Genomic DNA, 23,805 nt, shown 5'->3' with positions numbered 1-23,805 from the left:
GGGGGGGGGGCCGCCCCCCCCCCCCCCCCCCGGTGGGTGGGGGCGCGGCCCCCCCGGCGGGGCCCCGGCCCCCCGCCCCCCGGGGGGGGGGCCCCCCCCCCCCCCCCCCCCCCCCCCCCGCCGCCGTCGTGCGCTTCGGGGCGGTCCTACTCCCCGACGCCTGCTGCGCGTTCCGCGGCTTCGACCACGTTGGTCATCAGCAGCGCCACCGTCATGGGGCCCACGCCGCCCGGGTTGGGCGAGATCCAGCCGGCGACCTCGGCGGCCGCGGGATCGATGTCACCGTAGACGCGGCTCTTGCCCGTCTCCGGATCGGTCTCACGGGTCACTCCCACATCCAGCAGTGCTGCGCCCGGCTTGACGTCGGCGGCCTTGACGATGTGCTTCACACCCGCCGCGCCCACGATCACGTCCGCCTGCCGGAGCAGCTCCGACAGGTTTTTGGTCCCGGTATGGGTCAGGGTCACGGTGGCGTTGACGTCCCGCCGCGTGAGCAGCAGCCCGATGGAACGGCCGATGGTCACGCCCCGTCCGACCACCACGACGTGCTTGCCGGCAAGGCTGTAGCCGTTGCGCTCGAGGAGTTCGATGACTCCCCGGGGAGTGCAGGGCAGCGGCGTGGTGATCTTGTTGTTGACGTTCAGCACCAGCCGGCCGAGGTTGGTGGGGTGCAGGCCGTCGGCGTCCTTGGCGGGGTCGATCCGTTCCAGGATGGCGTCCGTGTCCAGATGCTTGGGAAGCGGCAGCTGGACGATGTAGCCGTGGCAGGCGGGGTCCGCATTGAGTTCGTCAATGAGGGCCTCCACCTGTTCCTGGGTGGCGTCGGCCGGCAGCTCGCGCTGGATGGAGTTCATCCCGATCTGCACTGACTGCTTGTGCTTCATGGAGACGTACAGCTGCGAGGCGGGGTCGGCGCCCACCAGCACAGTGGCGATGCCGGGAGTGACGCCCTTGGCCTTGAGTGCGGCCACGCGTTCGGTCAGCTCGGCCTTGATGGCTGCGGCGGTGGCCTTGCCGTCGAGGATCTGTGCGGTTGTGGTTTCAGTCATCGGTTACCACTGCTCGTGCTGCGGGTAGAGCGGGAAGTCTGCTGCCAGCTTGTCCACGCGGGCCTGCAGTGCTTCGACGTCGGCGCTGTTGCCTGCCTTGAGGGCGGTGGCGATGATCTCGGCAACCTCGGTGAACTCGGTGGCGCCGAAGCCGCGGGTGGCCAGGGCAGGCGTGCCGATGCGCAGGCCGGAGGTGACCATCGGCGGGCGGGGGTCGAACGGAACGGCGTTGCGGTTCACGGTGATGCCCACGGAGTGCAGGAGGTCCTCGGCCTGCTGGCCGTCCAGCTGTGAGTTGCGGAGGTCGACGAGGACCAGGTGGACGTCCGTGCCGCCGGTGAGGACGGAGACGCCGGCCTCGGCAACGTCCGCCTGGTTCAGGCGGTCGGCGATGATCTTTGCACCCTCGAGGACGCGTTCCTGGCGTTCCTTGAATTCCTGGGTTCCGGCGATCTTGAAGGCTACGGCCTTGGCGGCGATGACGTGCATCAGCGGGCCGCCCTGCTGGCCGGGGAAGACGTTGGAGTTCAGCTTCTTGCCGTACTGTTCCTTGGCCAGGATGACGCCGGAACGGGGGCCTGCCAGGGTCTTGTGCACGGTGGAGGTGACGACGTCGGAGTGCGGCACCGGGCTCGGGTGCAGTCCGGCGGCAACCAGGCCGGCGAAGTGCGCCATGTCGGTCCACAGCAGCGCGCCCACTTCATCGGCGATGGAGCGGAAGGCCGCGAAGTCCAGGTGGCGGGGGTAGGCGGACCAGCCGGCGATGATCACCTGGGGCTTTTCCTTGATGGCCTGCTCGCGGAGCTTGTCCATGTCCACCCGGAAGGTGTCTTCCTCCACCTGGTAGGCCGCAACTTCGTAGAGCTTGCCGGAGAAGTTAAGCTTCATGCCGTGGGTCAGGTGGCCGCCATGGGCCAGGGACAGGCCAAGGATCTTGTCGCCGGGGGTGATCATGGCGGAGAGCGCCGCGGCGTTGGCCTGGGCACCGGAGTGCGGCTGGACGTTGGCGAACTCGGCGCCGAACAGTGCCTTGACCCGGTCGATGGCCAGCTGCTCTGCGACGTCGACGTATTCGCAGCCGCCGTAGTAGCGGCGGCCCGGGTAGCCCTCGGCGTACTTGTTGGTGAGGACCGAGCCCTGGGCCTCCATCACGGCGCGCGGGGCGAAGTTCTCGGAGGCAATCATTTCCAGGGTGCCGCGCTGGCGGCCAAGCTCCTGCTCGAGGACTTTGGCGATTTCGGGGTCGAGCTCGGCCAGCGGCTGGTTGCTGACGGCTGTGGTTGAGGTGGCTGTAGTAGTCACGAAGAACTCCTGGCTAGGGATACGGGCACTGCTTAGGTCAGGCTACCGGCTGGCGCGCTTTCCTACCGTGTTGATGACAGGGTATGGAAGCACGGCATGGCACTGCTGCGCTGACGCGGGGTGCAGCCCCAATTCCGGCAAGACATGACCCTCGGCCCAGGCGTACGATCCGTGGTCTTCGTGATTGCCGCTCCCTGGTGGTTAGCCACCCAACGCCAGTTGCGACCGTTCCAGCCTACCAAAAGCGGGGCCTGCGGCGCGGGTAGGCTATTACGCGTGAATGAACAGCTGCTGAACCAAGCGTACGTCGTAACCCTGTCCTGCCCGGACCGTCCCGGAATTGTCCACGCCGTGGCCGGAGCACTGCTGGTGGCAGGCTGCAACATCACCGATTCGCAGCAGTACGGCAGCCCCACGACCGGGAACTTCTTCATGCGCGTGGAGGTGACCACCGCCGCTGCCAAGTCCGAGCTACGCGCAGCGCTGGAGCCCGTGGCGGAGGCCTTCTCGATGCAGTGGAGCCTGGATACCGTCGGCGATAAGGTCCGCACCCTGGTGATGTGCAGCACCTCGGCCCACTGCCTCAATGACCTGCTCTTCCAGCAGCGCTCCGGAACCCTTCCCATCGAGATCCCCGCCATCGTGTCCAACCACCGCGACCTGGCCGGGCTGGCAGAGTTCTACGGCATTCCGTTCCACTACATCCCGGTGACCAAAGACACCAAGGAGCAGGCGGAGGACAAGCTGCGCGCGCTTATTGCCGAGCACGGCATCGAGCTGACCGTCCTGGCCCGGTACATGCAGATCCTCTCGGACGAACTGTGCACCGATCTCACGGGCAAGGCCATCAACATCCACCATTCGTTCCTGCCGTCCTTCAAGGGCGCCAAACCGTACCACCAGGCCCATGCCCGCGGCGTGAAGCTGATCGGCGCCACCGCCCACTACGTCACCGCTGCCCTGGACGAGGGGCCGATCATCGAGCAGGAAGTCATCCGGGTGGACCACGCCCGCACCGCCGAGCAGTTCGTCCAGATGGGCCGCGACGTGGAGGGCCGCACACTGGTCCAGGCCGTGCAGTGGCATGCCGAGCACCGCGTGCTGCTGGACGGCAACCGGACGGTGGTCTTCAACTAAGCCCCTCCCCCTGCGGCGGCAGCCGCAACAGACCAGTCGCAATCCACACGGATGCCGGCGCCGCCAGGGGTGGCTTAGGGTGAAGCCATGGCTCCTCTTTACCCTTTCGCCGGCAACTCCCCGGCCGTCCATGAATCCGCATTCGTGGCCCCGTCTGCCTCGATCATCGGCAATGCCAGCCTGGGCCCGGATTCCAGCGCCTTCTACGGCGTCTCCGTCCGGGCCGACACCGCGGCCATTACCGTAGGCGCCGGCAGCAACCTGCAGGACAACGTGGTGCTGCACGCCGACCCCGGTTTCCCCTGCACGGTGGGCGAGCGCGTCAGTGTGGGGCACGCCGCCGTCGTGCACGGCTGCACGGTGGAGGACGACTGCCTGATCGGCATGGGCGCCACCGTGCTCAACGGCGCAGTGATCGGCGCCGGCTCGCTGGTGGCGGCCGGCGCCGTCGTGCTCGAAGGAACGGTGGTTCCGCCGCGCTCACTGGTGGCGGGGGTTCCCGCCAAGGTGCGCCGCGAACTCACCGAAGAGGAGTTCGACGGCGTCCGCGCCAATGCGGAGCGCTACGTGGAGCTCGCGGCGCAACACCGCGAGCTCCACGCCTGACTTAGTCCAGGCTGATCGGGCCGAACTCGTCCAGCAGGTCACCCGGGCCGGGGTTGCCCGGCGCGGATGACCCGCCCAGGTGCTGCACCACGCCCCACACGGCGTTCAGCCCTGTGGTCACAGCGCCCTCGGCCCAGCCTGCGGTGAAAGAAACGTCGTCGCCGGCCAGGAAGATGCCGCGCTGGGACTCGGGCAGTTTGTCCTGCTTGAAGTGCGTGAACAGCCGCTGCTGGTAGCGGTAGTGCCCGGGCAGGTTGGCTTTGAAGGCGCCCATGAAGTTCGGATCCGCCTCCCACGACACGGTAATCGGCTGGCCCACGATGTGGCCGGCGATATCCACGCCAGGGTAGATCTGTTCGAGCGAGTGCAGCATCAGTTCCACTCGTTCGTCCGCATCCAGGGCCAGCCACTTCAGGGCGTCATCGTTCCAGGTGTAGGACAGCAGGATGACGGCGGGCTGGTCCGGGCCGTTGTCCAGCAGGTACGTGGCGCGGTTCAACCTGTCCGTCAGGGTCATGGACAGGACCTCGTTGCCGGTTTCGGGGTCGATGTCTTTCCAAAACGGCCGGTCCACCATCACGAAAGTCTTGGAGGACTGCATGTAGTGGGATTTCTCCATGGCGGTCCACAGTTCGGCGGGGAAGAGTGCCTCCTCTGTGTGGATCCGGGTGGACAGCAGCCATGACTGGCAGGTGGTCACCACGGCCGGGTAGCTGGCCTCGCGGCCCCAGCGTTCACGCACCCGCAGGTTTCCGTCCGGGTCCCGGCTGATCTTTCCGACCGCGCCCCGGGGCGAGCCGGAGTGCAGCGAGGCCAGGGAGGTGCCGGCGGGCCAGTGGACCATGTCCGACGGCGCGTGCTGCCACAGTGCCTCGGGCAGCCGCTGCGCTCCCCCGCGGATGAGCCGGTGCTGGTCGTCCGCGTCGGTGTACACCACGCGGAGGATTTCGAGGATGGAGTTGGGGAAGTCTGTGTCCCAGCCGCCGGTGCCGAACCCCACCTGGCCGAAGGCTTCCCGGTGCGCGAACCCTGCCTTCTTAAAGGACTTGCTGGCCGCGATGAAACCGTAAAAGGTCTGCTCGTCCATCAGCGGGAGCAGTTCGTTCCATAGTTCCTTGATGCGGGCCATGTCCCGCGCCTTGATGGCCTCCTGCATCTCCACGAATTTTGCACCGTCGTTAACCGCGGCCTTCCAGGCGTCCGCCACCTCGCGGAAGAACGGCGGAAGGTCGCCCGGCTTTTCGGCATAGTGTTTCCTGCCGGCCAGCTCGATCACGGTGCTGGAGGTGGCCTCGGCAAGCGGGTTGGGGAAGTCCTGGGTCTCCAGGCCCAGCAGGTCCACGTAATGGTAGAACGCCTTGCCCGAGACCGGGAACCGCATTCCGCCCAGGTCCGCCACCACACCGGGCGCTGCGGGGAAGGCTGCCGTGCGGAGGCGGCCACCGATCTGGTCGGCCTCGTAGACGACAGGGCGGAGCCCGAGTTTCATCAGTTCGTAGGCGGTGACCAGGCCGGAGAGCCCGGCGCCGATCACGGCCACTTCCGTGCCGTACAGTTCCGGTGGGACCGAGCCCAGGCCCTCCGGGTGGGCCAGGTAGTGGTCGTAGCTGAACGGGAAGTCGGGGTTCAGCATGGTGATGGGGGCTGCCTCCCCGCCGGTGCCGCGTCCGGCTGCGTCCGCGGGCGGCGTGGAGGTGCTGGAGGGGTCGAACGCGGGCAGTTCGGTGGCGATGGTCATGGTTGTTCTGCTTTCACAGGTTCCTGGCGTGGTGCCATGGTGGTCAGTTCACGGTAGTCGGGCTCGCTCAGCGCCGCTACCTTGGAGTTCCGGCGTCCGTAGCCGAAGTAGATGGCGATACCCACGAGCATCCAGGCCCCGAAGACAGCCCAGGTATCAGCACCGAGGTTGGCCATCAGGTAGGAGCACATGAGGGTGCCCAGCACAGGGGTAATGGGGTACAGCGGCACGCGGAAGCTGCGCTTCAGGTCGGGGCGGTTGCGGCGCAGGTAGATGACGGCGATGTTGACCAGGGCGAACGCGAACAGAGTCCCAATGCTGGTGGCGTCGGCCAGGGCGCCGAGCGGCACCAGGCCCGCGGTGAGGGCGACGGCGGTGCCCACAATCAGGGTTCCGGCGGCCGGGGTGCCGGTGCGGGGAGAAACGTGTCCGAAGACCTTGGGCACCAGGCCGTCCCGGGACATCGACAGGAGGATGCGGGTCTGGCCATAGAGGACGGTGAGCACGATGCTGGCAATGGCCAGGACGGCGCCGGCGGAAAAGACCAGGGCAATCCAGGGCTGGCCGGTGAGCTCCTCAAGGATCTGGACCAGGGCGGCCTCGGTGCCGTCGAACCAGCCCCACGGGCGGGCGCCGATGGCAGCCACAGCGACCAGGACGTAGATACTGGTGACGATCACCATCGACAGCAGGATGGCACGCGGGAGGTCGCGTTTGGGATTCCGGGCCTCTTCGCCTGCGGTGGAGGCGGCATCGAACCCGATGTAGGAGAAGAACACCCGCGATGCCGCGGCGGATACGCCTGCGGCGCCCATGGGCATCAACGGCTCGAAGTTCCCGGCATTGAAGGCGGTGAAGGCAACGGCACAGAAGAACAGCAGGATGCCGACCTTGATGATCACGATGGACGTGTTGATCCAGGCGCTTTCGCGGGCGCCGCGGACCAGCAGGACCATGGCCAGCACCACGATGGCCACCGCCGGGATGTTCACCACCCCTCCGTCACCGGGCGGCTGGGACATGGCATCGGGCGGCACCTGTCCGAAGGCGGCCAGCGCCTCGTTGACGTACTGGCCGGCCCCCACGGCTACCGCGGCGACGGAAACCGCGTATTCAAGGACCAGGCACCAGCCGCAAATCCATGCCGTCCCTTCGCCCATGGTGGCGTAGGAGTAGGAGTAGCTCGAACCCGCTACCGGGACGAGCGCGGCCATTTCCGCGTACGACACCGCCGAGAGCAGTGCGGCCAGGCCGGCAATGACGAAGGAGATCCAGATGGCAGGGCCGGCGAGTGGAACCGACTCCCCAAGGATCACCAAAATGCCTGTTCCAAGGGTGGCGCCCACGCTGATCATGGTCAGGTGGAGGACGCCGAAGCTGCGCACCAGTCCGCCGCCCTCGCCGCTGCCGGCTTCGCTGGCCATCTGGCTGATTGGTTTACGCCGCAGCAGCTGCGCTCCGAGGCCGGGCAGTTGGCCCCGGGACGGATTGGCTGCCGGGTCAGTGGTTGTTGACTCAGTGGTTGTTTCGGTGGTCACAGGCACAGTCACCGTTGACGTCCCTTCAGAGTAGTTGGCGGTTTCCCCTCACCAAGGTTGGCATGTGAGCCAACTCTCAGGCTGGTGCAAAATGACTTATAGTCAACCAGCATGAGACTTTATGCACATAATTGGCTGACGGTTGCAGCGGGGCCCCGGGGACACCGCCATGTCCTCTGAAGCCGCCGGGAGGCTGAGCTTTGTCACCCTCCAGCAGTTCCTGGACCAACTTCCTCCGGTCCTGAAGATGCTTCACGACGGTGGCAGCGGCGGCCGGCTGCTGCGCTGGGTGGAGCCCAGTGAACTGGAGGACCCCACCCCCTACCTTCCGGAGGGTGAGTTCCTGCTCACCGCCGGCCTCCCGTTCCTTGGAGACGGCGGTTCTCCCACCCGCGTGGACGCCTACGTACGGCGCCTGGTGGAGGCCAAGGTTGCTGCGCTTGGCTTTGGCATCAGGCCCTACTTCGACGCCGTCCCCGGTGTGGTGCAGGACGCCTGCCGCCGGCACAACCTCACCCTGTTCGAGGTGCCGGAGTCGCTTCCGTTCGCCGCTATCGGCCTCGAATTCTCCCAACTGCTGGAGACCGACAACGCCAGGGTTTTCCGCCAGCTGGCCGAGACCAACCGGCAGCTTATGCGGGCCGTCCTTTCCCCCCGGCCAGAGCATGAACTGCTGGCGGCGCTGGTCCAGCGCGTGCCGGTCTGGGCGGTGATGGTGGGCGCGGACGGCCGGATCCGGGCCCGCGGTGCCAGCGCCGGCGGCAGCACCGCCGTCGAACTTTCCCTCCTGGAACCCATGCTGGAACGGCTGCTGACCGGACGCGGCCCGCGCGTGGAAATGGACGGCTTCGACCAGCCGGGCTCTGCGCTTGTTGTTGGCCACCCGCTGCGCAGCACCAAGGACGCAAACCTTGGCGCCCTGATCCTGGGCTCCGACGTTCCCTTGAGCCCGGCACAGAACAACGTGGTCCAGACCGCCGTCGGCCTGCTTGAACTGCTGCTGCGGCAACGCACCAGCGGGTCATTGGCGCCCAGCCAGCTTGCCACCGCAATCCTGCTGCACCCCGAAAGCCTTCGTACCGGCGGAACCAGGCAGCTCAACGGGCTCAAGGACCTGCTGGCACAAAGCCTGTCCTCCACGCGGTCCGCGCCCATGCGGGTGGTACAGGGCATCAACGTGGAAGCTCCCGGCTGGCCCGCCGGCGACAGCCCAGTGAGGGAGCTGCTCCAATGGCGGCGCATGTTTGATTCAAAGCTGGTGGAGATCACGGACTACGGATTCGCCGCCGTGACCCGGCTGAAGGTGGACGACGCGTTGCTTGCCGACGTGGAGAAGCTCGGGTGGCGCCTGGTGGTCAGTGAACCCACCGAGCTCACCGCCCTTCCGGCCGCCTACCAGCGCGCCACGTCACTGCGCAGCCAGGTCCAGAGAAGTGGCCGCAGCATCCGCGCGGACGAGGTGTCCTGGTCCGTGACCGGGCTGCTGGGCCGGGAGGCCGGGAGCCTCCTGGCCGGTCGGCTGCTGGGACCGGTCCTGGCGCTGGAACCGGACCGGCGGGACCCGCTGCTGGCTGTCCTCCGCGGGTGGCTCGGCGAGAACGGCAGCTGGGATGGCTCCGCCAAAACGCTGGGTCTGCACCGGAACAGCGTGCGGCGCCAGATCGGTGTGCTCGGCGAGCTGCTGGGCATGGACCTGAACCGGGCACAGGTGCGGGCGGAGCTGTGGATTGCACTGCAGTACGTGGAGGAAGTGACTGCGGCCGATTAGGGGCCGTTTCTAGGGGCGTCCCCTTCCCGCCGGGCCGATATCGCGCGGAAGCCCGGCCTCCCAGGCGGCATACAGTTCCGGGCGGCGCTCCCGCAGGTACGGCACTTCCTCCCGGGCTGCACGCACGGCCTCGGCGCCCACCTGCGCGAACAGCAGTTCCGGGCCTTCCCCCCCGCCCGCGAGGAGCGTGCCGTCCGGTCCCGCGACCACGCTGCCGCCACCGAACGTGTACATGTCCTCATTCCCGCAGTGGTTGGCATAGGCCACGTTCAGCTGGCTCTCCAGGGCCCGGGCACGGACCAGCACTTGCGGCACCGCGTCGAAGCCGGCGGACAGGGCAGTTGGCACCAAAAGCAGCTCGGCCCCCCGCGCAGCCGCAGCGCGGGCGGCTTCGGGGAACTCGATGTCGTAGCAGATCAGCAGGGAGGTGCGGATGCCCTTGATGGTGACGACGGCGGGAGGTTCCGCGGCCGCCTCGAAGGCCTCCCGTTCTTCGCGGCCGAAGAGGTGGACCTTGGCGTAGCCCAGGAGTTCGGCGCCTGTGGCATCCACGAGTGTGGCCGAGATGTGCCAGGGAGCGCCCTCCGTGGACGCCTCCGTTTTGGCGTGTGCCAGGGCAGGCAGGCTGTAGACGAGGGCTATCCCGTTTCGGCGGGCAATCCCGGCCAGGCGGGCACGGATGGCGGGGAGGGCTGCGGGATCCAGTTCCTCCCGCAGCCTCAGCGGGGCGTATCCCACGGGAAACAGCTCCGGCGTCAGGAGGAGGTCGGCGCCTGCCTGGGCGGCCCGTTGGGCGGCCTCCTCCAGGGTCCGAAGATTGGCCTCCACATCCATAACCACGGCGTTGGCCTGCAGGACGGACAGCAGCATCGTTACCACCTTCTGTATGCCGCTCCAGGGAAATGCAGGGGCGGTATCTTCTCGCCTCCAGCCTAGCCAGCACCACGCGCAGACCAGCGGGGCGTTTGGACCCGGGTCCCGGCGCTCCGGGACGGAATGCACGGGGCCGTCGAACGGACCGGGCTGTCTCATGTTCTACGGGCGGAGGAACAGTAATGCGTTAACTTCTTGACTACAAGAGCCGCGATAGGGCAATGTTCTTAGCATGTCCGCAACCCCGCGCTCAACGAGGAGCAAGCCCAAGAATCCCGGGTCGCAGTCAGCCCTGCGGCAGCTGAACCAGCAGCGGATTATCGAGACGCTGATGGGCGGTCCGTCAACACAGGCGGAACTCGCCCGGCAAACCGGACTGTCCACGGCAACGGTCTCGAACATCGTGAAAATCATGCTCGATTCCGGGCTGGCGTCCACCGAACCCATTACCAGTTCCGGCCGCCGCGCCTTGAATGTCCGGCTGAACAGCAATGGCGCGGTGGCGGTCGGGATCGACTTCGGCCGGCGCCACCTGCGGGTAGTCCTGGCATCGCTCAGCTACCACGTCATTGCCGAGGAATCGGTCATGCTCCCCCTGGGCCACCAGGCTGATAACGGCATCCAGGCGGCCGTGGGCCTGCTGGAGAAACTGCTGCGCGAAAGCGGCGTGGATCGCTCCTCCGTGGTGGGCGCCGGCGTCGGAATTCCAGGTCCCATCGACCGGCGGACCGGGACGGTGGCCCAGGGGGCCATCCTTCCCGAATGGGTAGGCATCAACATCCTCCAGCATCTTGAGGAAACCTTGAGAATCCCCGTCTTTGTTGACAACGACGCCAATTTGGGCGCCTGGTCGGAGGTGACATGGGGGCAGCACTCGGGGGTCAGCAACCTGATGTTCATGAAGATCGGATCGGGCATCGGTGCCGGCTTGATCCTCAATGGCGCCCCCTATTACGGCAACGTTGGAATCACCGGCGAAATCGGCCATGCCACCATCCACGAACAGGGACTGGTGTGCCGCTGCGGCAATCGCGGCTGCCTGGAGACCATCGCGTCCACCACCACCATGATCGAACTCCTGAGCCGCGGCGAGGACCCTCCGCTGACGCCCGCGGACATTGTCCGCAAGGCCCTCAACCGCGACTCCGCCACATTGCGCGTAGTGGACGATGCGGGGCTGGCGGTAGGCCGCGCACTGGGCAACGTAGCCAACCTGATCAACCCCGAGGTCATAGTCGTGGGCGGGCCCCTGGCCGGCCTTGGCGACATCTTGCTCGACCCCATCCGGAGGGGCCTGATCCGCCATGCCGTGCCCGTGATTGGGGAAACCACCATCCTGACCATGTCCTCGCTGGGAGACCGGGCGGAGGCCCTCGGCGCCGCGGCTTTGGTCTTCCAGCACGCCGGCATCCGAAAGCCCTAGACCATTTCGTTATCCAGCAATTGCGTTAAAGACTTGACGACAATAGCTGTGATCCAGTTTACTTTTGGTTCAGACGGCCCTGCGCTTTGCCGGCCGGACAAAGAAGTCATCGCATTGGAGGGTTAGGGCTCATGACGTCCCAGACCACGCATACGGAGCCGATCATTCTCGAGATGCGGTCCATCACCAAAGAGTTCCCCGGGGTTAAAGCCCTATCGAACGTGAGCCTGCGGGTTAAGGCCGGCGAAATCCACGCCATCTGCGGCGAAAACGGCGCCGGCAAGTCCACCCTCATGAAGGTCCTGTCCGGCGTCTACCCGTACGGAAGCTACGACGGCGACATCGTCTACCAGGGGCAGATCCAGCACTTCCGGGACATCAGGGCCAGCGAACACGCCGGCATCGTGATCATCCACCAGGAACTCGCGCTGATCCCCGAACTGTCCATCATGGAAAACATCTTCCTGGGCAACGAACCCACCAAGCGCGGCGTGATCGACTGGGCTGAAGCCCGCCTGCGGTCCCTGGACCTGCTGGCGCGCGTGGGCCTGCGTGATGACCCCGACACCCCCATCAAGGAAATCGGCGTCGGGAAGCAGCAGCTGGTGGAAATCGCCAAGGCGCTGAACAAGTCCGTGAAGATCCTTATTTTGGACGAGCCCACGGCAGCGCTGAACGAGTCGGACTCCCAGCACCTGCTGGACCTGATGCTGGGCCTGAAGGCCAAAGGCATCACCTCGATCATCATTTCCCACAAGCTCAACGAGATCGAGCAGATCGCCGACTCGATCACCATCATCCGTGACGGCCAGTCGATCGAGACCCTCGACGTCAAGGCAGACGGTGTTGACGAGGACCGGATCATCAAGGGCATGGTGGGACGCACCCTTGAGTCCCGGTTCCCGGAACACACGCCCAAGATTGGGGAAGTGTTTTTCGAGGTCAAAGACTGGACCGTGGGCCACCCGGCCATCCAGGACCGTCTGGTCTGTAAGGGTTCGAGCTTCTTCGTCCGCCGTGGCGAGATCGTTGGATTCGCGGGCCTGATGGGCGCGGGCCGCACCGAGCTGGCCAGGTCCGTCTTCGGCCGGTCCTACGGCCGGTTCATCAGCGGTCACATCTACAAGGACGGCCACGAAGTGGTCCTCAAGAACGTCCGCCAGGCCATTGATGCCGGGCTGGGCTACGTCACGGAGGACCGCAAGTCGCTGGGCCTGAACCTCCTTGACGACATCAAGACCACCACGGTGTCCGCGAACCTGCGGAAGATTACCCGCCACCTCGTGGTGGACGAGAACCAGGAATTCACCGTTGCGGAACAGTACCGCAAGTCCCTCCGGACCAAGACGCCCTCCGTTGAGGAAGGGGTGGCCAAGCTTTCCGGCGGGAACCAGCAGAAAGTGGTGCTGGCCAAGTGGATGTTCACCGACCCCGACCTGCTGATCCTGGATGAACCCACCCGTGGTATCGACGTGGGTGCCAAGTATGAGATCTACGGCATCATCCAGCAGCTCGCGAACCAGGGCAAGGGAGTCATCGTCATCTCCTCGGAGCTCCCCGAACTCCTGGGCCTCTCCGACCGTATCTACACCATCTTCGAAGGCGCCATCACCGGTGTCCTGAACAAAGACGAGGCCAGCCAGGAAAGCCTGATGAAGCTGATGACCTCCGCACGTAAAGCCGCCGCCTGACCCTCTGGACCACTCCAGACCTTCCGGACACAAGGACTGAAACAATGAACGCGCTCAAGAAGCTCTTTGGTGGCAATACCCGCCAATTCGGCATGATCTTTGCCCTGGTGGCGTTGATTATCTTCTTCCAGATAGCCACTGAAGGCCGGACGCTGACCCCCGGCAACGTGATCAACCTCTTCAACGGCAACTCCTACATCCTCATCCTGGCCATTGGCATGGTGCTGGTGATCATCGCAGGCCATATCGACCTTTCCGTCGGTTCAGTGGCGGCCTTCGTCGGCGTCACCGTTGCGATAGCCATCCGTGACTGGGGCATCCCCTGGTACCTCGGCGTCCTCCTGGGCCTCCTCCTCGGCGCGCTCATTGGCGCCTGGCAGGGGTGGTGGACCGCCTATGTGGGCATTCCAGCCTTCATCGTGACCCTGGCCGGAATGCTCCTGTTCCGCGGCTTCAACCAGTTCGTGGGCAAGTCCAACACCATTCCCGTGCCACAGGATTTCCAGTACCTGGGCTCCGGTTACCTGCCTGAGATCGGTCCCAATACGTCCTACAACAACCTCACGGTGCTGATCGGCCTTGCAGCCGTGGCCTACGTCATCTTCAGTGAAGTCCGCCGGCGCCGGACAGCCAAGGCCCTGGGCGCCGAGGTTCCCGAAACCTGGGTGGTCGTCCTGAAGCTGGTCCTGATCTGCGCCGCCATCCTGTACGCCACAGACCTCTTCGCCACCGGCCGTCCCGGAACGTCCTTCCCCATCCCCGGCCTGATCCTCGCGGTCCTGGTCCTGATCTACGGATTCATTTCATCCAAGACCGTTGTGGGGCGCCATATCTACGCTGTGGGTGGCAACCGCCATGCGGCCGAACTCTCCGGTGTCCAGTCCAAGAAGGTCAACTTCCTGGTGATGATGAACATGTCCATCCTGGCTGGCCTCGCCGGCATGATCTTCGTGGGCCGCTCCACCGCTTCCGGCCCGTTCGACGGCGTCGGCTGGGAACTCGACGCCATTGCTGCAGTCTTCATTGGCGGCGCAGCCGTGACCGGCGGCGTGGGCACCGTGATCGGATCCATCATCGGTGGCCTGGTCATGGCGGTCCTGAACAACGGACTCCAGCTCCTCGGCGTCGGCGCCGACCTGACCCAGATCATCAAGGGCCTGGTGCTCCTGATCGCTGTCGCCTTCGATGTCTACAACAAGTCGCAGGGCAAGACGTCCATCATTGGCATGCTGACCAGGAACTTCAACCGCTCCTCCGGCGGTGGCCCGAGCAACCCGCTCCAACCCGACGAGACCACCTCCACCAAGGAAGCGATCGCCAGGGAAGCCTGAGCCCCGCATCCTGATCGAGTTATCCAACACAAAGAAAAGAGAACCCTAACAATGCGAATGTTTGGTAAAACAGGAAAGGCTGCGGCAGTTGCTGCGATTGCGGCCCTGGCCCTGACGGGTTGCGGCCGCGCTGACAATTCCGGCAGCGGATCAAGCAGCGGCGCCAGCGGCTTTCCCCAGAACTCCGACATCGGCGTCGCGCTTCCCCAGAAGACCAGCGAGAACTGGGTCCTCGCGGAGAAGCTGTTCAACGATGGGCTCAACGGAGCCGGTTTCAAGGCCGACGTCCAGTTCGCCAACGGCGGCGTTTCGGAGCAGCAGAACCAGATCAGCGCCATGATCACCAAGGGTGCGAAGGTCATCATCGTGGGTGCCATCGACGGCGCCCAGTTGGGCACGCAGTTGAAGCAGGCCAAGGACTCCGGGGCCACGGTCATCGCCTACGACCGGCTGTTGCTCAACACTCCGGATGTGGACTACTACGTGGCGTACGACAACTACAAAGTTGGTGTGCTGCAGGGCCAGGCGCTCCTGGACGGCCTGAAGTCCAAGAAGCCGAACGGCCCCTACAACATCGAGCTCTTCGCCGGCTCCCCCGATGATGCCAACGCCAAGGTGTTCTTCGACGGCGCCATGAGTGTCCTGCAGCCGAAGATCGACGACAAGACCCTCAACGTGGTTTCCGGCCAGAAGTCGTTCGAACAGGCCGTCACCCAGGGCTGGAAGGCCGAGAACGCCCAGAAGCGTATGGATACCCTGCTGGCCGGCAGCTACACCAGTGCCTCACTGGACGGCGTGCTGTCCCCGAACGACACCTTGGCCCGTGCCATCCTGACCTCGGTCAAGGCGGCCGGCAAGCCCTTGCCGATCGTTACCGGACAGGACTCCGAGGTTGAATCGGTCAAGTCCATCCTTGCCGGTGAGCAGTACTCCACCATCAACAAGGACACCCGCAAGCTCGTGGAGCACGCAATCACCATGGTCAAGGATCTCCAGGCCGGCAAGACGCCTGAGATCAACGACGACAAGTCATACAACAACAAGGTGAAGACCGTTCCGGCCTACCTCCTGCCCCCGGTCATCGTGACCAAGGACAACGTGAAGACGGCCTACGTCGACGATCCCATCCTCGGCCCGATCACCAAGTAACACCTTGTAATACCCGCCGGATACAACCGACAACAGGAAAGCCCGGCCCCTTCACGGAGGGGCCGGGCTTTCCGTATCTGGGCACAGCAGCCCGTTGTCCAGCCGCGCAGCACCCGGGGATTCGAGGGCCGCGCTGCGGCCCTGTGACAGGATTGCAGCTATGACTGCCCCCATCGCCACACCGTGGCTTTCCAGCCAGCCCAGCCAGGACCCCCGGTCCGCCACCGGAGCGCCGCTGCGCTGGGGAATCATTGCCACGGGCGGCATTGCCCGCGCTGTCTCGCAGGACCTGGCGCTGCTTGAAGACGCCGAGCTCTACGCGGTCAGTTCGCGGGCGCAGGACACGGCGGACGCGTTCGCGGTCGCCTACGATTTTGCCAAGGCCTACGGTGACGACGGCAACGTCCCCGGGTACCAGCGGCTGCTCGCCGACGATGCCGTGGACGTCGTCTACGTGGCCACGCCGCACGCCCAGCACCACGAGATGGTCCTCGCCGCCCTCAACGCCGGCAAGCACGTGCTCTGCGAGAAGGCTTTCACCATCAACGCGCGGGAAGCGTCAGAGCTCATCGACCTGGCCCGGAGCCGAAAGCTCTTCCTGATGGAGGCGGTGTGGAGTAGGTTCCTGCCCTCAATGCAGCGCGCTTTCGAGATCGCCGCTTCCGGCGAACTGGGAGACATCCACTGGGTCACCGCAGACCTGGGGTTCCCGGCGCCCTACTCCCCCACCGCCCGGCTCTGGGCCCGGAGCGACGGCGGGGGCGCCCTGCTGGATCTCTCCGTCTACCCGCTCCTGTGGGCGCTCGGCACCCTCGGCTTTCCACAAACAGTCAGCGCAACAGGCGTTGTCAACGACGATGGCGTGGACGCACAAAACGCCATGACCCTGGGCTACGACCACGCTGCCCAGGTCCAGCTCACCTCCTCTCTGCTGGCACACGGACCGCGGACCGCAACAGTGGCTGGGAGCCGCGGCTTCCTGCAGAGCATAGGTTCCATCAACAACCCCCGCGAACTCCTGATCGCCAAAGGGTGGGAGGACCGCCGGACGGAAACCTTCGACGTCGTCGGCAAGGGGTATGCCTACGAACTGCGCGAGGTGATGCGGTGCGTCCAGCAGGGGCTGACCGAAAGCCCAGTCATGCCGCTGGAGGACACTTTGAACACCATGCGCCTTTTTGACGGTGTCCGGGCCCAGCTCGGGGTGACCTACCCCAACGACAGGCGTTAGGCGCGGCGGAAAACCACGACGGCGGTTTTGCCACTTTTGGGGTGGGTCACCGCATTTCGAGGTGCCGTTGCCGTTGACGCTTTTCATACCTGTCGGCACGCTTTGTAAAATCCCTTGAGCAACATCTGGACTTCCGGTAATAAGCAGTCTTACGATTTAGGCAGCATCGATTGCGCCGGTCACTGGGGGGTGGTACGCATGGCTCGTAAGAGTTCGCCATGGCGTGCCCTGCGCCCGGCGCTCCTGGCGGGGGCTGCGGCGATTACCTGGCTGACCCTGTCATCCGCCGCTGCCTCTGCCGATACCGGCCAGGACTCCCCGCCCCTTCCCGGCGGTGTCACCAATTCGGTTTCGTCCTTGACCCAGGATCTTTCAGGTGCGGTGTCACCGGCTCCTGCCGGCTTCCCGGCCGGAACCGCTGCAGGCCCGGGGGTGCTGCAACCTGTTGCAGCGCCCGTCTCGGGCCTGGCAGACAACCTCATCGCGTCAGTTCCCGCGCTCAACCTAGTGGTTCCTGCGGGATCTGTTTCCTCGGTATCCGCTCCCCTTGCAGGCGCCGTCGACGACGTCTCGGCAGGTGTTGCGCAGGGTGTTGTTGCCCCTGCCGTCGAAGCCGTTCCCGTACTCGACCCGGTGCTGCAGCCGGTTTCTGATCTTCTGACCGGTTCCGCTCCGCTGCCCGTTGCGGTTCCTGATGCGCCAATTGAGGTTGTGCCCACGCAACTTCCCGTTGCAGCAAACCTGGATTCGGCAGATGCCGGCCCGTCAGCCCCGGAAGCCGCCGCGGACATTGCCATGGCGGCCGCGGAGCCGGACGAGGCTGCGGCAGTCTTGACTGCCGCGGCGCCTGCCGGCAGCAACGCAGGCCACGAGCGGAGCGATCCGGTCGCCTCGGGGGACGTCCTGCACTTTAACATAGCCGCGGCCTCTGCTCCCGTGGAGCCGCCATTGACCGGGGGTCCGGTTCCCCTCCCCGGACAGGCCCCCGCGGCCCCCGGATCCGGCACGGGCAGCAGCGGGTCGTCCGGCAGTCCGTCCGGTGCCGCAGCATGGCTGAGCCCTTTCGACCTTGGTCTTGATCGCCCCGGCGTCATACCCGTCGGCGACTCTTCCCAGCACCTCCCTGCACCGGTGTCATTCGACCCCGGTTCTTCTCCTGACTAGTTGAGGCCACCTGCCCCTTCCGGCAGCACGTGGCTATACGGGCAGCTGACCTGCGCCCGGACAACATCAATTTCTCAGGAGAACCATCATGAACTGCACCCTTCGCAGGGGGCTGCTTAGCACCCTCTTTGCCGGCGGCCTTCTGGCCTTCGGCTGTGCCGCGGCAAACGCCGCAGACACCACCAGCGGGACGGACCTTTCCGCTTCCGCCCTCATCTCGGCAGCGGCACCCGCCGAGTCGACGTCGTTGGGCCTGCTGGGCGGCCCAACGACGGCCGGTTCAACTGGTGTCGCTGCCGCAGCCGACGTCAACCTCGGCCTCGGCAGCACCACCACCAACACCACCACCACCGGGACCGGTACCACGGACGGAACGACGGCGGACCTCGCCGCAGCCGTAAACCTCGGGACCGGCGGGGTCACCACCAACCCCACCACCACCGGCACCACCGACCCGGCCGCCGCAGCCGACGTCAACCTCGGCCTCGGCGGCGCAACCACCGGGACCGGAACCACGGACGGAACGACGGCGGACCTCGCCGCAGCCGTAAACCTCGGGACCGGCGGGGTCACCACCGACCCCGCAACCACCGACCCGGCCGCCACAGCCGACGTCAACCTCGGCCTCGGCCTCGGCAGCACCACCACCACCGGGACCGGAACCACGGACGCAACCACGGCAGACCTCGCCGCCACCGTAAACCTCGGGACCGGCGGGGTCACCACCGGGACCGCAACCACCGACCCGGCCGCCACAGCCGACGTCAACCTCGGCCTCGGGGGCACCACCACCGGGACCGGAACCACGGACGCAACGACGGCAGCCCTCGCCGCAACCGTAGACCTTGGCGCCGGGTTGGGCAGCGGAACTGCGGGGAACGGAGCTCTTGATCCCGCGGTCGATCTAGGCATCAACGTGGGCATCGGAGCCGGCGCCGACACCAGCACCGGCACACCGGGCACCAACACGCCAGGCACCACGGACCCCGGTACCGCGACCCCGGGTGACGGCATGATCGGAGACGCCGGCACCCTTGACCCGGGCGCCGTCGATTTGGGCACCACGGACCCGGGGCCTGGCGACACTGCCGGCACCGGGAGCGGGACGACCGCCGGCAATGATCAGACGGGCATGATTGGCGATGCCGGGACGGCAGGGATGGGTGATTTCCCGGCAGCACCGGCCGGTTCGAGGGCTGTCAGCGGAGCCATCACCCCCGTAACAGCATCGGGCAACACCACGGCCAGCGGTCATTCGTCTCTTGCCACCACGGGGGCTGCCCACACCGGCCTCGCCAAGACGGGGTGGGACGGCACCCTGGTCCCTGTGGCCCTGTTGCTCCTGGCTGCCGGACTGCTGGTGCTCCGCAAGCGCAAGGTGTCCTAGAAGCCCCATTCCGGAACGGGAGAACAGCCCGCAAATGTGCGCCTGAAGCGGGCCGCCCTGCGGGCTGGAGAAAGGAGGACGGCAGCCCCGAAACGAAACAACCATACAAAACATGTCGTCAGCACACATGTCCTTGTAGCCAATGGTCCGGCGGCGAAAGTGTTTGGAATCGCCGCCGGACCGTCGGCGTGTCGCACGCGAAAGCCTAGGTCAATCGCTGGTTCCGGTGTCCCGCCCGTATAATTTGAGGTACGACAGTGCCGCAGAGCACCGGGAGGAACGGTCATGGTGGCGGAATCGCCTAGCTCCATCAAGAATGAAGTTGTCGGCGGTCGCTACCGTTTGGGTGACGTCATCGGACGCGGCGGAATGTCCTCCGTGTACTGCGCCCGCGATGAGAATCTGGGCCGCGATGTGGCCCTGAAGCTGTTCGCTCCCCAGGCTCCGGATGCCGAGGAACTGAAACGGCAGGAAGCCGAGATCCGGCTCCTCGCCACCCTGAACCACCCCGGACTGGTAACGCTTTTCGACGCCGGCATTGATGACCGGATACCGGACGAGCCGCGCCCGTTCCTGACCATGGAGCTGGTGGAGGGCCAGGACCTCCGCGGCCGCATACGGCACAGCCGGGTGCCCCTTGAAGAACTTGCCGTCATTGGTGCCGGGATCGCCGATGCTCTGGCCTATGTGCACGGCCTCGGCATCATCCACCGCGACATCAAACCGGGCAACATCCTCCTGGTCCAGATCCGTCCGGGCGAGCCGCTGCGACCCAAGCTCACGGATTTCGGCATCGCCAGGATCGTCGATTCCACCCGGCTGACGGCAACGGGAACCATGGTGGGGACCGCTGCCTACCTCAGCCCGGAACAGGCCCTCGGCAAGCCGCTGTCTTCGGCCACAGACATCTACTCCTTGGGCCTGGTGCTGCTGGAATGCATCAAGGGCACCGTGGAGTATCCCGGCAGCGCGGTGGAATCCGCCGTGGCCCGGCTCCACCGCGCCCCGGAGATTCCCGACGACGTTCCCTCCGAATGGGCGGATCTCATCCGTTCCATGACAGCCATTGAGCCGCTGGAGCGGCCCAATGCTGTGGACATTGAGACTGCCCTGCGCCAGGCTTTGGTTTCCCCAGCATCAACGCCGGGAGAACTGGCTCCTGAATCCACCCGGGTCCTGCCGGCGATGCCTTTCCACCCTCCCACCATCACTGCCGAAGAATCAGTGGATGAAGTGCGTGAGGCTGCCGAAGCCACGGGGGCGATGGTTCCCGGATCCCCTGCCGGGGTATCCGACCGGAAGGCGGCCGCAGCTGCTGCCCCGCCCCCTGCTTCGACGGCCACAGCCGCTTCGCCCGCGGCCACGGCCGCTAAGAAGCCCCGACTTCCATGGAGCCGGCGGGTCTGGCTGGCTGTTGTCATCGGTGTCCTGGTAATTGCCGCAGGCGCCGCAGCGGTGATGATGAGCGTCTCCGCGCGGCCCGCAGACGTGGTGCCCTACCCCACGGTGACAGGCGTTTTGGGCGACCACCTGCAGGAGCTTCAGAAGAGCGTGGAGCCGTGACCCTTTCAGCGGGTCGCGGCGGCCGCGTCCTCACTGGGTGCCTCGCGTTTGTGGCGGCGGCCAGCGTCCTCAGCGGATGCGCCCCGAGCAACAGCGGGCTGCAGCGCGAAGCCGCCACGCAACTCCAGGCGCGGGTGCTGGAAGTGACCGCGGCGGCCTCCCAGAACGACCCCGCCACCGCACTGAAGGCCCTGGAAGGGCTCGAGACGGACCTGTCGGCGGCGCAGTCAAAGGGCCAGGTCTCCGAGGAACGGCGCCGCAGCATCACCACTGTGGCCACCGCTGTCCGTGCTGACCTGAACGATATCCTCGCCGCCCAGCAGGCTGCCCCAAAGGCCGCCCAAGACGCCTCCAACGCCGCAGGCCAACCGACGCAAGGCACAGCCCCCACGCCGCAAGCTCCTGTGTCCCAGGCAGCTCCTGCCCCGGCACCGGGCAACGCCGGGGACACTGGGAAGAACAACAGCGACAAGGGCAAAGGCAAGAACTGACCCCGGGCGGACAGAACCAAATACTAAAGAAGCGGTGCTCCGGTCTTGGACCGGAGCACCGCTTCTTTTATGTCAAAGCTGCCGCAGCAGCCCGTCGCTAGCTCAGGCTGGCGATGACCTTGTTAAGCGTGGCGGAAGGACGCATCACGGACGAAGCCTTGGCGTCGTCCGGGCGGTAGTAGCCTCCGATGTCCACCGGAGAGCCCTGCACCTCGGCCAGCTCGCCCACAATCGTTTCCTCCTTAGCGGAAAGCTCGCCGGCGACCGAGCTGAACGCGGCGGCCAGGTCGGCGTCGTCGGTCTGCTTGGCCAGTTCCTCGGCCCAGTAGCGGGCCAGGTAGTAGTGGCTGCCACGGTTGTCCAGCTCGCCGGCGCGGCGGCTAGGGGACTTGTTCTCCAGCAGGAACGTGCCGGTGGCCCGGTCCAGGGTGTCGGCCAGCACCTGGGCGCGGGCGTTGCCGGTGGTGGTAGCCAGGTGCTCGAAGCTGACGGCCAGGGCCAGGAATTCACCCAGGCTGTCCCAGCGCAGGTGGTTTTCCTTCAGCAGCTGCTGGACGTGCTTGGGGGCGGAGCCGCCGGCGCCCGTCTCGAAGAGCCCGCCGCCGTTCATCAGCGGAACAACCGAGAGCATCTTGGCGCTGGTGCCCAGTTCCAGGATGGGGAACAGGTCCGTGAGGTAGTCGCGAAGCACGTTGCCGGTGACGGAGATGGTGTCCTCACCCTTGCGGATGCGCTCCAGGGTGAAAGCAATGGCCTTGACCGGGGACAGGATCTGGATGTCCAGGCCCTCCGTGTCGTGTTCCTTGAGGTACTCGTTGACCTTGGCGATGAGGTTGGCGTCGTGGGCGCGCTCCTCGTCGAGCCAGAAGACGGCGGGGGTCTGCGAGGCGCGGGCGCGGGTGACAGCCAGCTTGACCCAGTCGCGGATGGGGGCGTCCTTGGTCTGGCAGGCGCGCCAGATATCACCGGGGACGACGTCGTGTTCGATCAGGACGTTGCCTTTGCCGTCAACGACCTGGACCTTGCCGGCTTCCTGGATTTCGAACGTCTTGTCGTGGCTGCCGTATTCCTCGGCCGCCTGCGCCATGAGGCCCACGTTGGGGACGGTGCCCATGGTGGTGGGGTCGTAGGCGCCGTTGGCCCGGCAGTCATCGATGACAACCTGGTAGATGCCGGCGTAGGAGCTGTCCGGCAGGACGGCCAGAGTGTCGGCTTCCTTGCCGTCCGGGCCCCACATGTGGCCGGAGCTGCGGATCATCGCGGGCATGGAAGCGTCCACGATGACGTCGCTGGGAACGTTCAGGGTGGTGATGCCCTTGTCGGAATCCACCATGGCCAAAGCGGGGCCGTCTTCCAGGCCCTTCTTGATCAGGTTCTGGACACCTTCACGGACGTCCGAGGGCAGGTCCTCGAGGCTGCTGAGGATGGCTGCCAGGCCGTTGTTGGGGCTGATGCCGGCTGCGGCGAGCTGCTTGCCGTAGGTCTCGAACAGTTCGGAGAAATAGGCCTTGACCACGTGGCCAAAGATGATGGGGTCCGAGACCTTCATCATGGTGGCCTTCAGGTGTGCGGAGAACAGCACTCCTTCTTCCTTGGCGCGGGCCACCTGGGCCTTGAGGAATTCGTCCAGTGCGGCGGCGCGCATCACGGTGCCGTCGATGACCTCGCCGGCCAGGACAGGGAAAGCCTTCTTCAGGACCTTCACCGAGCCATCCTCGCGGACCAGCTGGATGGAGATGGTTCCTTCGGACTCGATGACCACGGACTTCTCGTTGGAGCGGAAGTCGTTCTGGCCCATAGTGGCCACGTTGGTCTTGGAGTCGGGGGTCCAGGCGCCCATGGAGTGTGGGTTCTGGCGGGCGTAGTTCTTGACGGACAGGGGTGCGCGGCGGTCCGAGTTGCCTTCACGCAGGACCGGGTTCACGGCGGAGCCCTTGATCTTGTCGTAGCGCGAGCGGATGGCGGTTTCCTCATCGGAAGACGGGTTGTCCGGGTAATCCGGCAGCGCGTAGCCCTGGCCCTGCAGCTCTGCAATGGCCGCCTTCAGCTGCGGGATGGAGGCGCTGATGTTGGGCAGCTTGATGATGTTGGCTTCCGGCGTCTTCGCCAGCTCACCGAGTTCAGCAAGGGCGTCACCGATCTGCTGCTCGGGGGTCAGGTAGTCACCGAAGACGGCGATGATGCGGCCGGCGAGCGAAATGTCGCGGGTCTCCACCTCCACACCTGCTGTCGAAGCGAAGGCCTCGATGATCGGCAGGAACGAATAGGTAGCCAGCATCGGCGCTTCGTCGGTGTGGGTGTAGATAATCTTGGACATGCGCGGGCGTCTCCCTGTGGGTCGGCTTGGTTGTGAAAAATTCGGTC

The 23,805-nt window shown here is 65.9% G+C and carries 18 protein-coding genes and 1 riboswitch; of the genes, 12 read left to right on the top strand and 6 right to left on the bottom strand.

The annotated features are described in order from the left end of the window. Nucleotides 1-146: 146 nt before the first annotated feature. Nucleotides 147-1,049 (bottom strand): bifunctional methylenetetrahydrofolate dehydrogenase/methenyltetrahydrofolate cyclohydrolase, encoded by a 903-nt coding sequence (locus tag J2X98_RS09985; RefSeq protein WP_307307345.1) that lies wholly within the window; start codon nt 1,047-1,049, stop codon nt 147-149. A gap of 3 nt (nt 1,050-1,052) precedes the next feature. Then, nucleotides 1,053-2,351 (bottom strand): serine hydroxymethyltransferase, encoded by a 1,299-nt coding sequence (glyA, locus tag J2X98_RS09980; protein WP_141940534.1) that lies wholly within the window; start codon nt 2,349-2,351, stop codon nt 1,053-1,055. 147 nt (nt 2,352-2,498) lie between these two features. Continuing rightward, nucleotides 2,499-2,584: riboswitch (ZMP/ZTP riboswitch) on the bottom strand. 43 nt (nt 2,585-2,627) lie between these two features. Here glyA and purU point away from each other — a divergent pair. After that, nucleotides 2,628-3,488 (top strand): formyltetrahydrofolate deformylase, encoded by an 861-nt coding sequence (purU, locus tag J2X98_RS09975; RefSeq protein WP_307307340.1) that lies wholly within the window; start codon nt 2,628-2,630, stop codon nt 3,486-3,488. A gap of 87 nt (nt 3,489-3,575) precedes the next feature. Continuing rightward, complete coding sequence (locus tag J2X98_RS09970) at nt 3,576-4,094, top strand: gamma carbonic anhydrase family protein (protein WP_307307336.1); 519 nt, start codon at nt 3,576-3,578, stop codon at nt 4,092-4,094. Nucleotide 4,095: 1 nt separating this feature from the next. On the opposite strand, the gene J2X98_RS09965 is transcribed toward J2X98_RS09970, so the two are convergent. Both J2X98_RS09965 and J2X98_RS09960 read right to left on the bottom strand, forming a co-directional pair. After that, a complete protein-coding gene (locus J2X98_RS09965; protein WP_307307334.1) occupies nt 4,096-5,832 on the bottom strand; it encodes a flavin monoamine oxidase family protein in 1,737 nt (578 codons plus the stop codon). Continuing rightward, nucleotides 5,829-7,256, bottom strand: coding sequence for an amino acid permease (locus J2X98_RS09960; protein WP_307307361.1), 1,428 nt, complete (start codon nt 7,254-7,256; stop codon nt 5,829-5,831). Before J2X98_RS09960 ends, J2X98_RS09965 begins: the two co-directional genes overlap by 4 nt. A 283-nt stretch (nt 7,257-7,539) precedes the next feature. On the opposite strand from J2X98_RS09960, the gene J2X98_RS09955 reads away from it, so the two are divergent. Then, nucleotides 7,540-9,138 carry a PucR family transcriptional regulator gene (locus J2X98_RS09955; RefSeq protein WP_307307331.1) on the top strand — a complete coding sequence of 533 codons (1,599 nt, stop codon included), beginning with the start codon at nt 7,540-7,542 and terminating at the stop codon, nt 9,136-9,138. A gap of 9 nt (nt 9,139-9,147) precedes the next feature. On the opposite strand, the gene J2X98_RS09950 is transcribed toward J2X98_RS09955, so the two are convergent. Continuing rightward, nucleotides 9,148-10,008 (bottom strand): nitrilase-related carbon-nitrogen hydrolase, encoded by an 861-nt coding sequence (locus tag J2X98_RS09950; RefSeq protein ID WP_307307328.1) that lies wholly within the window; start codon nt 10,006-10,008, stop codon nt 9,148-9,150. Nucleotides 10,009-10,243: 235 nt separating this feature from the next. Between J2X98_RS09950 and J2X98_RS09945 the strand changes: the two genes are divergently transcribed. From J2X98_RS09945 to J2X98_RS09905, 9 genes are all read left to right on the top strand, one after another. Further along, a complete protein-coding gene (locus tag J2X98_RS09945) occupies nt 10,244-11,434 on the top strand; it encodes an ROK family transcriptional regulator (RefSeq protein ID WP_141940528.1) in 1,191 nt (396 codons plus the stop codon). A 131-nt stretch (nt 11,435-11,565) separates the two neighbouring features. Further along, nucleotides 11,566-13,125, top strand: coding sequence for a multiple monosaccharide ABC transporter ATP-binding protein (mmsA, locus tag J2X98_RS09940; RefSeq protein ID WP_307307326.1), 1,560 nt, complete (start codon nt 11,566-11,568; stop codon nt 13,123-13,125). 44 nt (nt 13,126-13,169) lie between these two features. Continuing rightward, nucleotides 13,170-14,456 carry a multiple monosaccharide ABC transporter permease gene (mmsB, locus tag J2X98_RS09935; protein ID WP_141940526.1) on the top strand — a complete coding sequence of 429 codons (1,287 nt, stop codon included), beginning with the start codon at nt 13,170-13,172 and terminating at the stop codon, nt 14,454-14,456. A gap of 51 nt (nt 14,457-14,507) precedes the next feature. Beyond that, the gene (locus J2X98_RS09930) at nt 14,508-15,605 is read left to right on the top strand and encodes a substrate-binding domain-containing protein (RefSeq protein ID WP_141940525.1); all 1,098 of its coding nucleotides are present in this window, start codon (nt 14,508-14,510) and stop codon (nt 15,603-15,605) included. A 160-nt stretch (nt 15,606-15,765) separates the two neighbouring features. Further along, entirely contained in the window at nt 15,766-16,836 is a 1,071-nt protein-coding gene (locus J2X98_RS09925) for a Gfo/Idh/MocA family protein (RefSeq protein ID WP_141940524.1), read from the top strand. Nucleotides 16,837-17,034: 198 nt separating this feature from the next. Continuing rightward, entirely contained in the window at nt 17,035-18,000 is a 966-nt protein-coding gene (locus tag J2X98_RS09920) for a hypothetical protein (RefSeq protein WP_307307319.1), read from the top strand. A gap of 88 nt (nt 18,001-18,088) precedes the next feature. Then, complete coding sequence (locus J2X98_RS09915; RefSeq protein ID WP_307307316.1) at nt 18,089-19,387, top strand: hypothetical protein; 1,299 nt, start codon at nt 18,089-18,091, stop codon at nt 19,385-19,387. 285 nt (nt 19,388-19,672) lie between these two features. After that, entirely contained in the window at nt 19,673-20,950 is a 1,278-nt protein-coding gene (locus J2X98_RS09910; protein ID WP_307307313.1) for a serine/threonine-protein kinase, read from the top strand. Continuing rightward, entirely contained in the window at nt 20,947-21,441 is a 495-nt protein-coding gene (locus J2X98_RS09905; RefSeq protein WP_141940520.1) for a hypothetical protein, read from the top strand. The genes J2X98_RS09910 and J2X98_RS09905 overlap by 4 nt, the downstream gene beginning before the upstream one ends. Nucleotides 21,442-21,538: 97 nt before the next feature. Here the strand turns inward: J2X98_RS09905 and J2X98_RS09900 are convergent, their stop codons facing one another. Continuing rightward, complete coding sequence (locus J2X98_RS09900) at nt 21,539-23,758, bottom strand: NADP-dependent isocitrate dehydrogenase (protein ID WP_307307309.1); 2,220 nt, start codon at nt 23,756-23,758, stop codon at nt 21,539-21,541. Nucleotides 23,759-23,805 lie beyond the last annotated feature (47 nt).

The organism is Pseudarthrobacter enclensis, assembly GCF_030811655.1.
GTDB lineage: Bacteria > Actinomycetota > Actinomycetes > Actinomycetales > Micrococcaceae > Arthrobacter > Arthrobacter enclensis_A.
Note: the sequence above shows the minus strand (reverse complement) of the source record. Positions and strands in the feature narration are given on the sequence as shown.

Bases quoted from the DNA above. Each gene is read 5' to 3' on its own strand.
- J2X98_RS09985 (WP_307307345.1), bottom strand. From the start codon at position 1,049: ATGACTGAAACCACAACCGCACAGATCCTCGACGGCAAGGCCACCGCC.
- J2X98_RS09970 (WP_307307336.1), top strand. From the start codon at position 3,576: ATGGCTCCTCTTTACCCTTTCGCCGGCAACTCCCCGGCCGTCCATGAA.
- J2X98_RS09965 (WP_307307334.1), bottom strand. From the start codon at position 5,832: ATGACCATCGCCACCGAACTGCCCGCGTTCGACCCCTCCAGCACCTCC.
- J2X98_RS09960 (WP_307307361.1), bottom strand. From the start codon at position 7,256: ATGGCCAGCGAAGCCGGCAGCGGCGAGGGCGGCGGACTGGTGCGCAGC.
- J2X98_RS09955 (WP_307307331.1), top strand. From the start codon at position 7,540: ATGTCCTCTGAAGCCGCCGGGAGGCTGAGCTTTGTCACCCTCCAGCAG.
- J2X98_RS09950 (WP_307307328.1), bottom strand. From the start codon at position 10,008: ATGCTGCTGTCCGTCCTGCAGGCCAACGCCGTGGTTATGGATGTGGAG.
- J2X98_RS09945 (WP_141940528.1), top strand. From the start codon at position 10,244: ATGTCCGCAACCCCGCGCTCAACGAGGAGCAAGCCCAAGAATCCCGGG.
- mmsA (WP_307307326.1), top strand. From the start codon at position 11,566: ATGACGTCCCAGACCACGCATACGGAGCCGATCATTCTCGAGATGCGG.
- mmsB (WP_141940526.1), top strand. From the start codon at position 13,170: ATGAACGCGCTCAAGAAGCTCTTTGGTGGCAATACCCGCCAATTCGGC.
- J2X98_RS09930 (WP_141940525.1), top strand. From the start codon at position 14,508: ATGCGAATGTTTGGTAAAACAGGAAAGGCTGCGGCAGTTGCTGCGATT.
- J2X98_RS09925 (WP_141940524.1), top strand. From the start codon at position 15,766: ATGACTGCCCCCATCGCCACACCGTGGCTTTCCAGCCAGCCCAGCCAG.
- J2X98_RS09920 (WP_307307319.1), top strand. From the start codon at position 17,035: ATGGCTCGTAAGAGTTCGCCATGGCGTGCCCTGCGCCCGGCGCTCCTG.
- J2X98_RS09915 (WP_307307316.1), top strand. From the start codon at position 18,089: ATGAACTGCACCCTTCGCAGGGGGCTGCTTAGCACCCTCTTTGCCGGC.
- J2X98_RS09910 (WP_307307313.1), top strand. From the start codon at position 19,673: ATGGTGGCGGAATCGCCTAGCTCCATCAAGAATGAAGTTGTCGGCGGT.
- J2X98_RS09900 (WP_307307309.1), bottom strand. From the start codon at position 23,758: ATGTCCAAGATTATCTACACCCACACCGACGAAGCGCCGATGCTGGCT.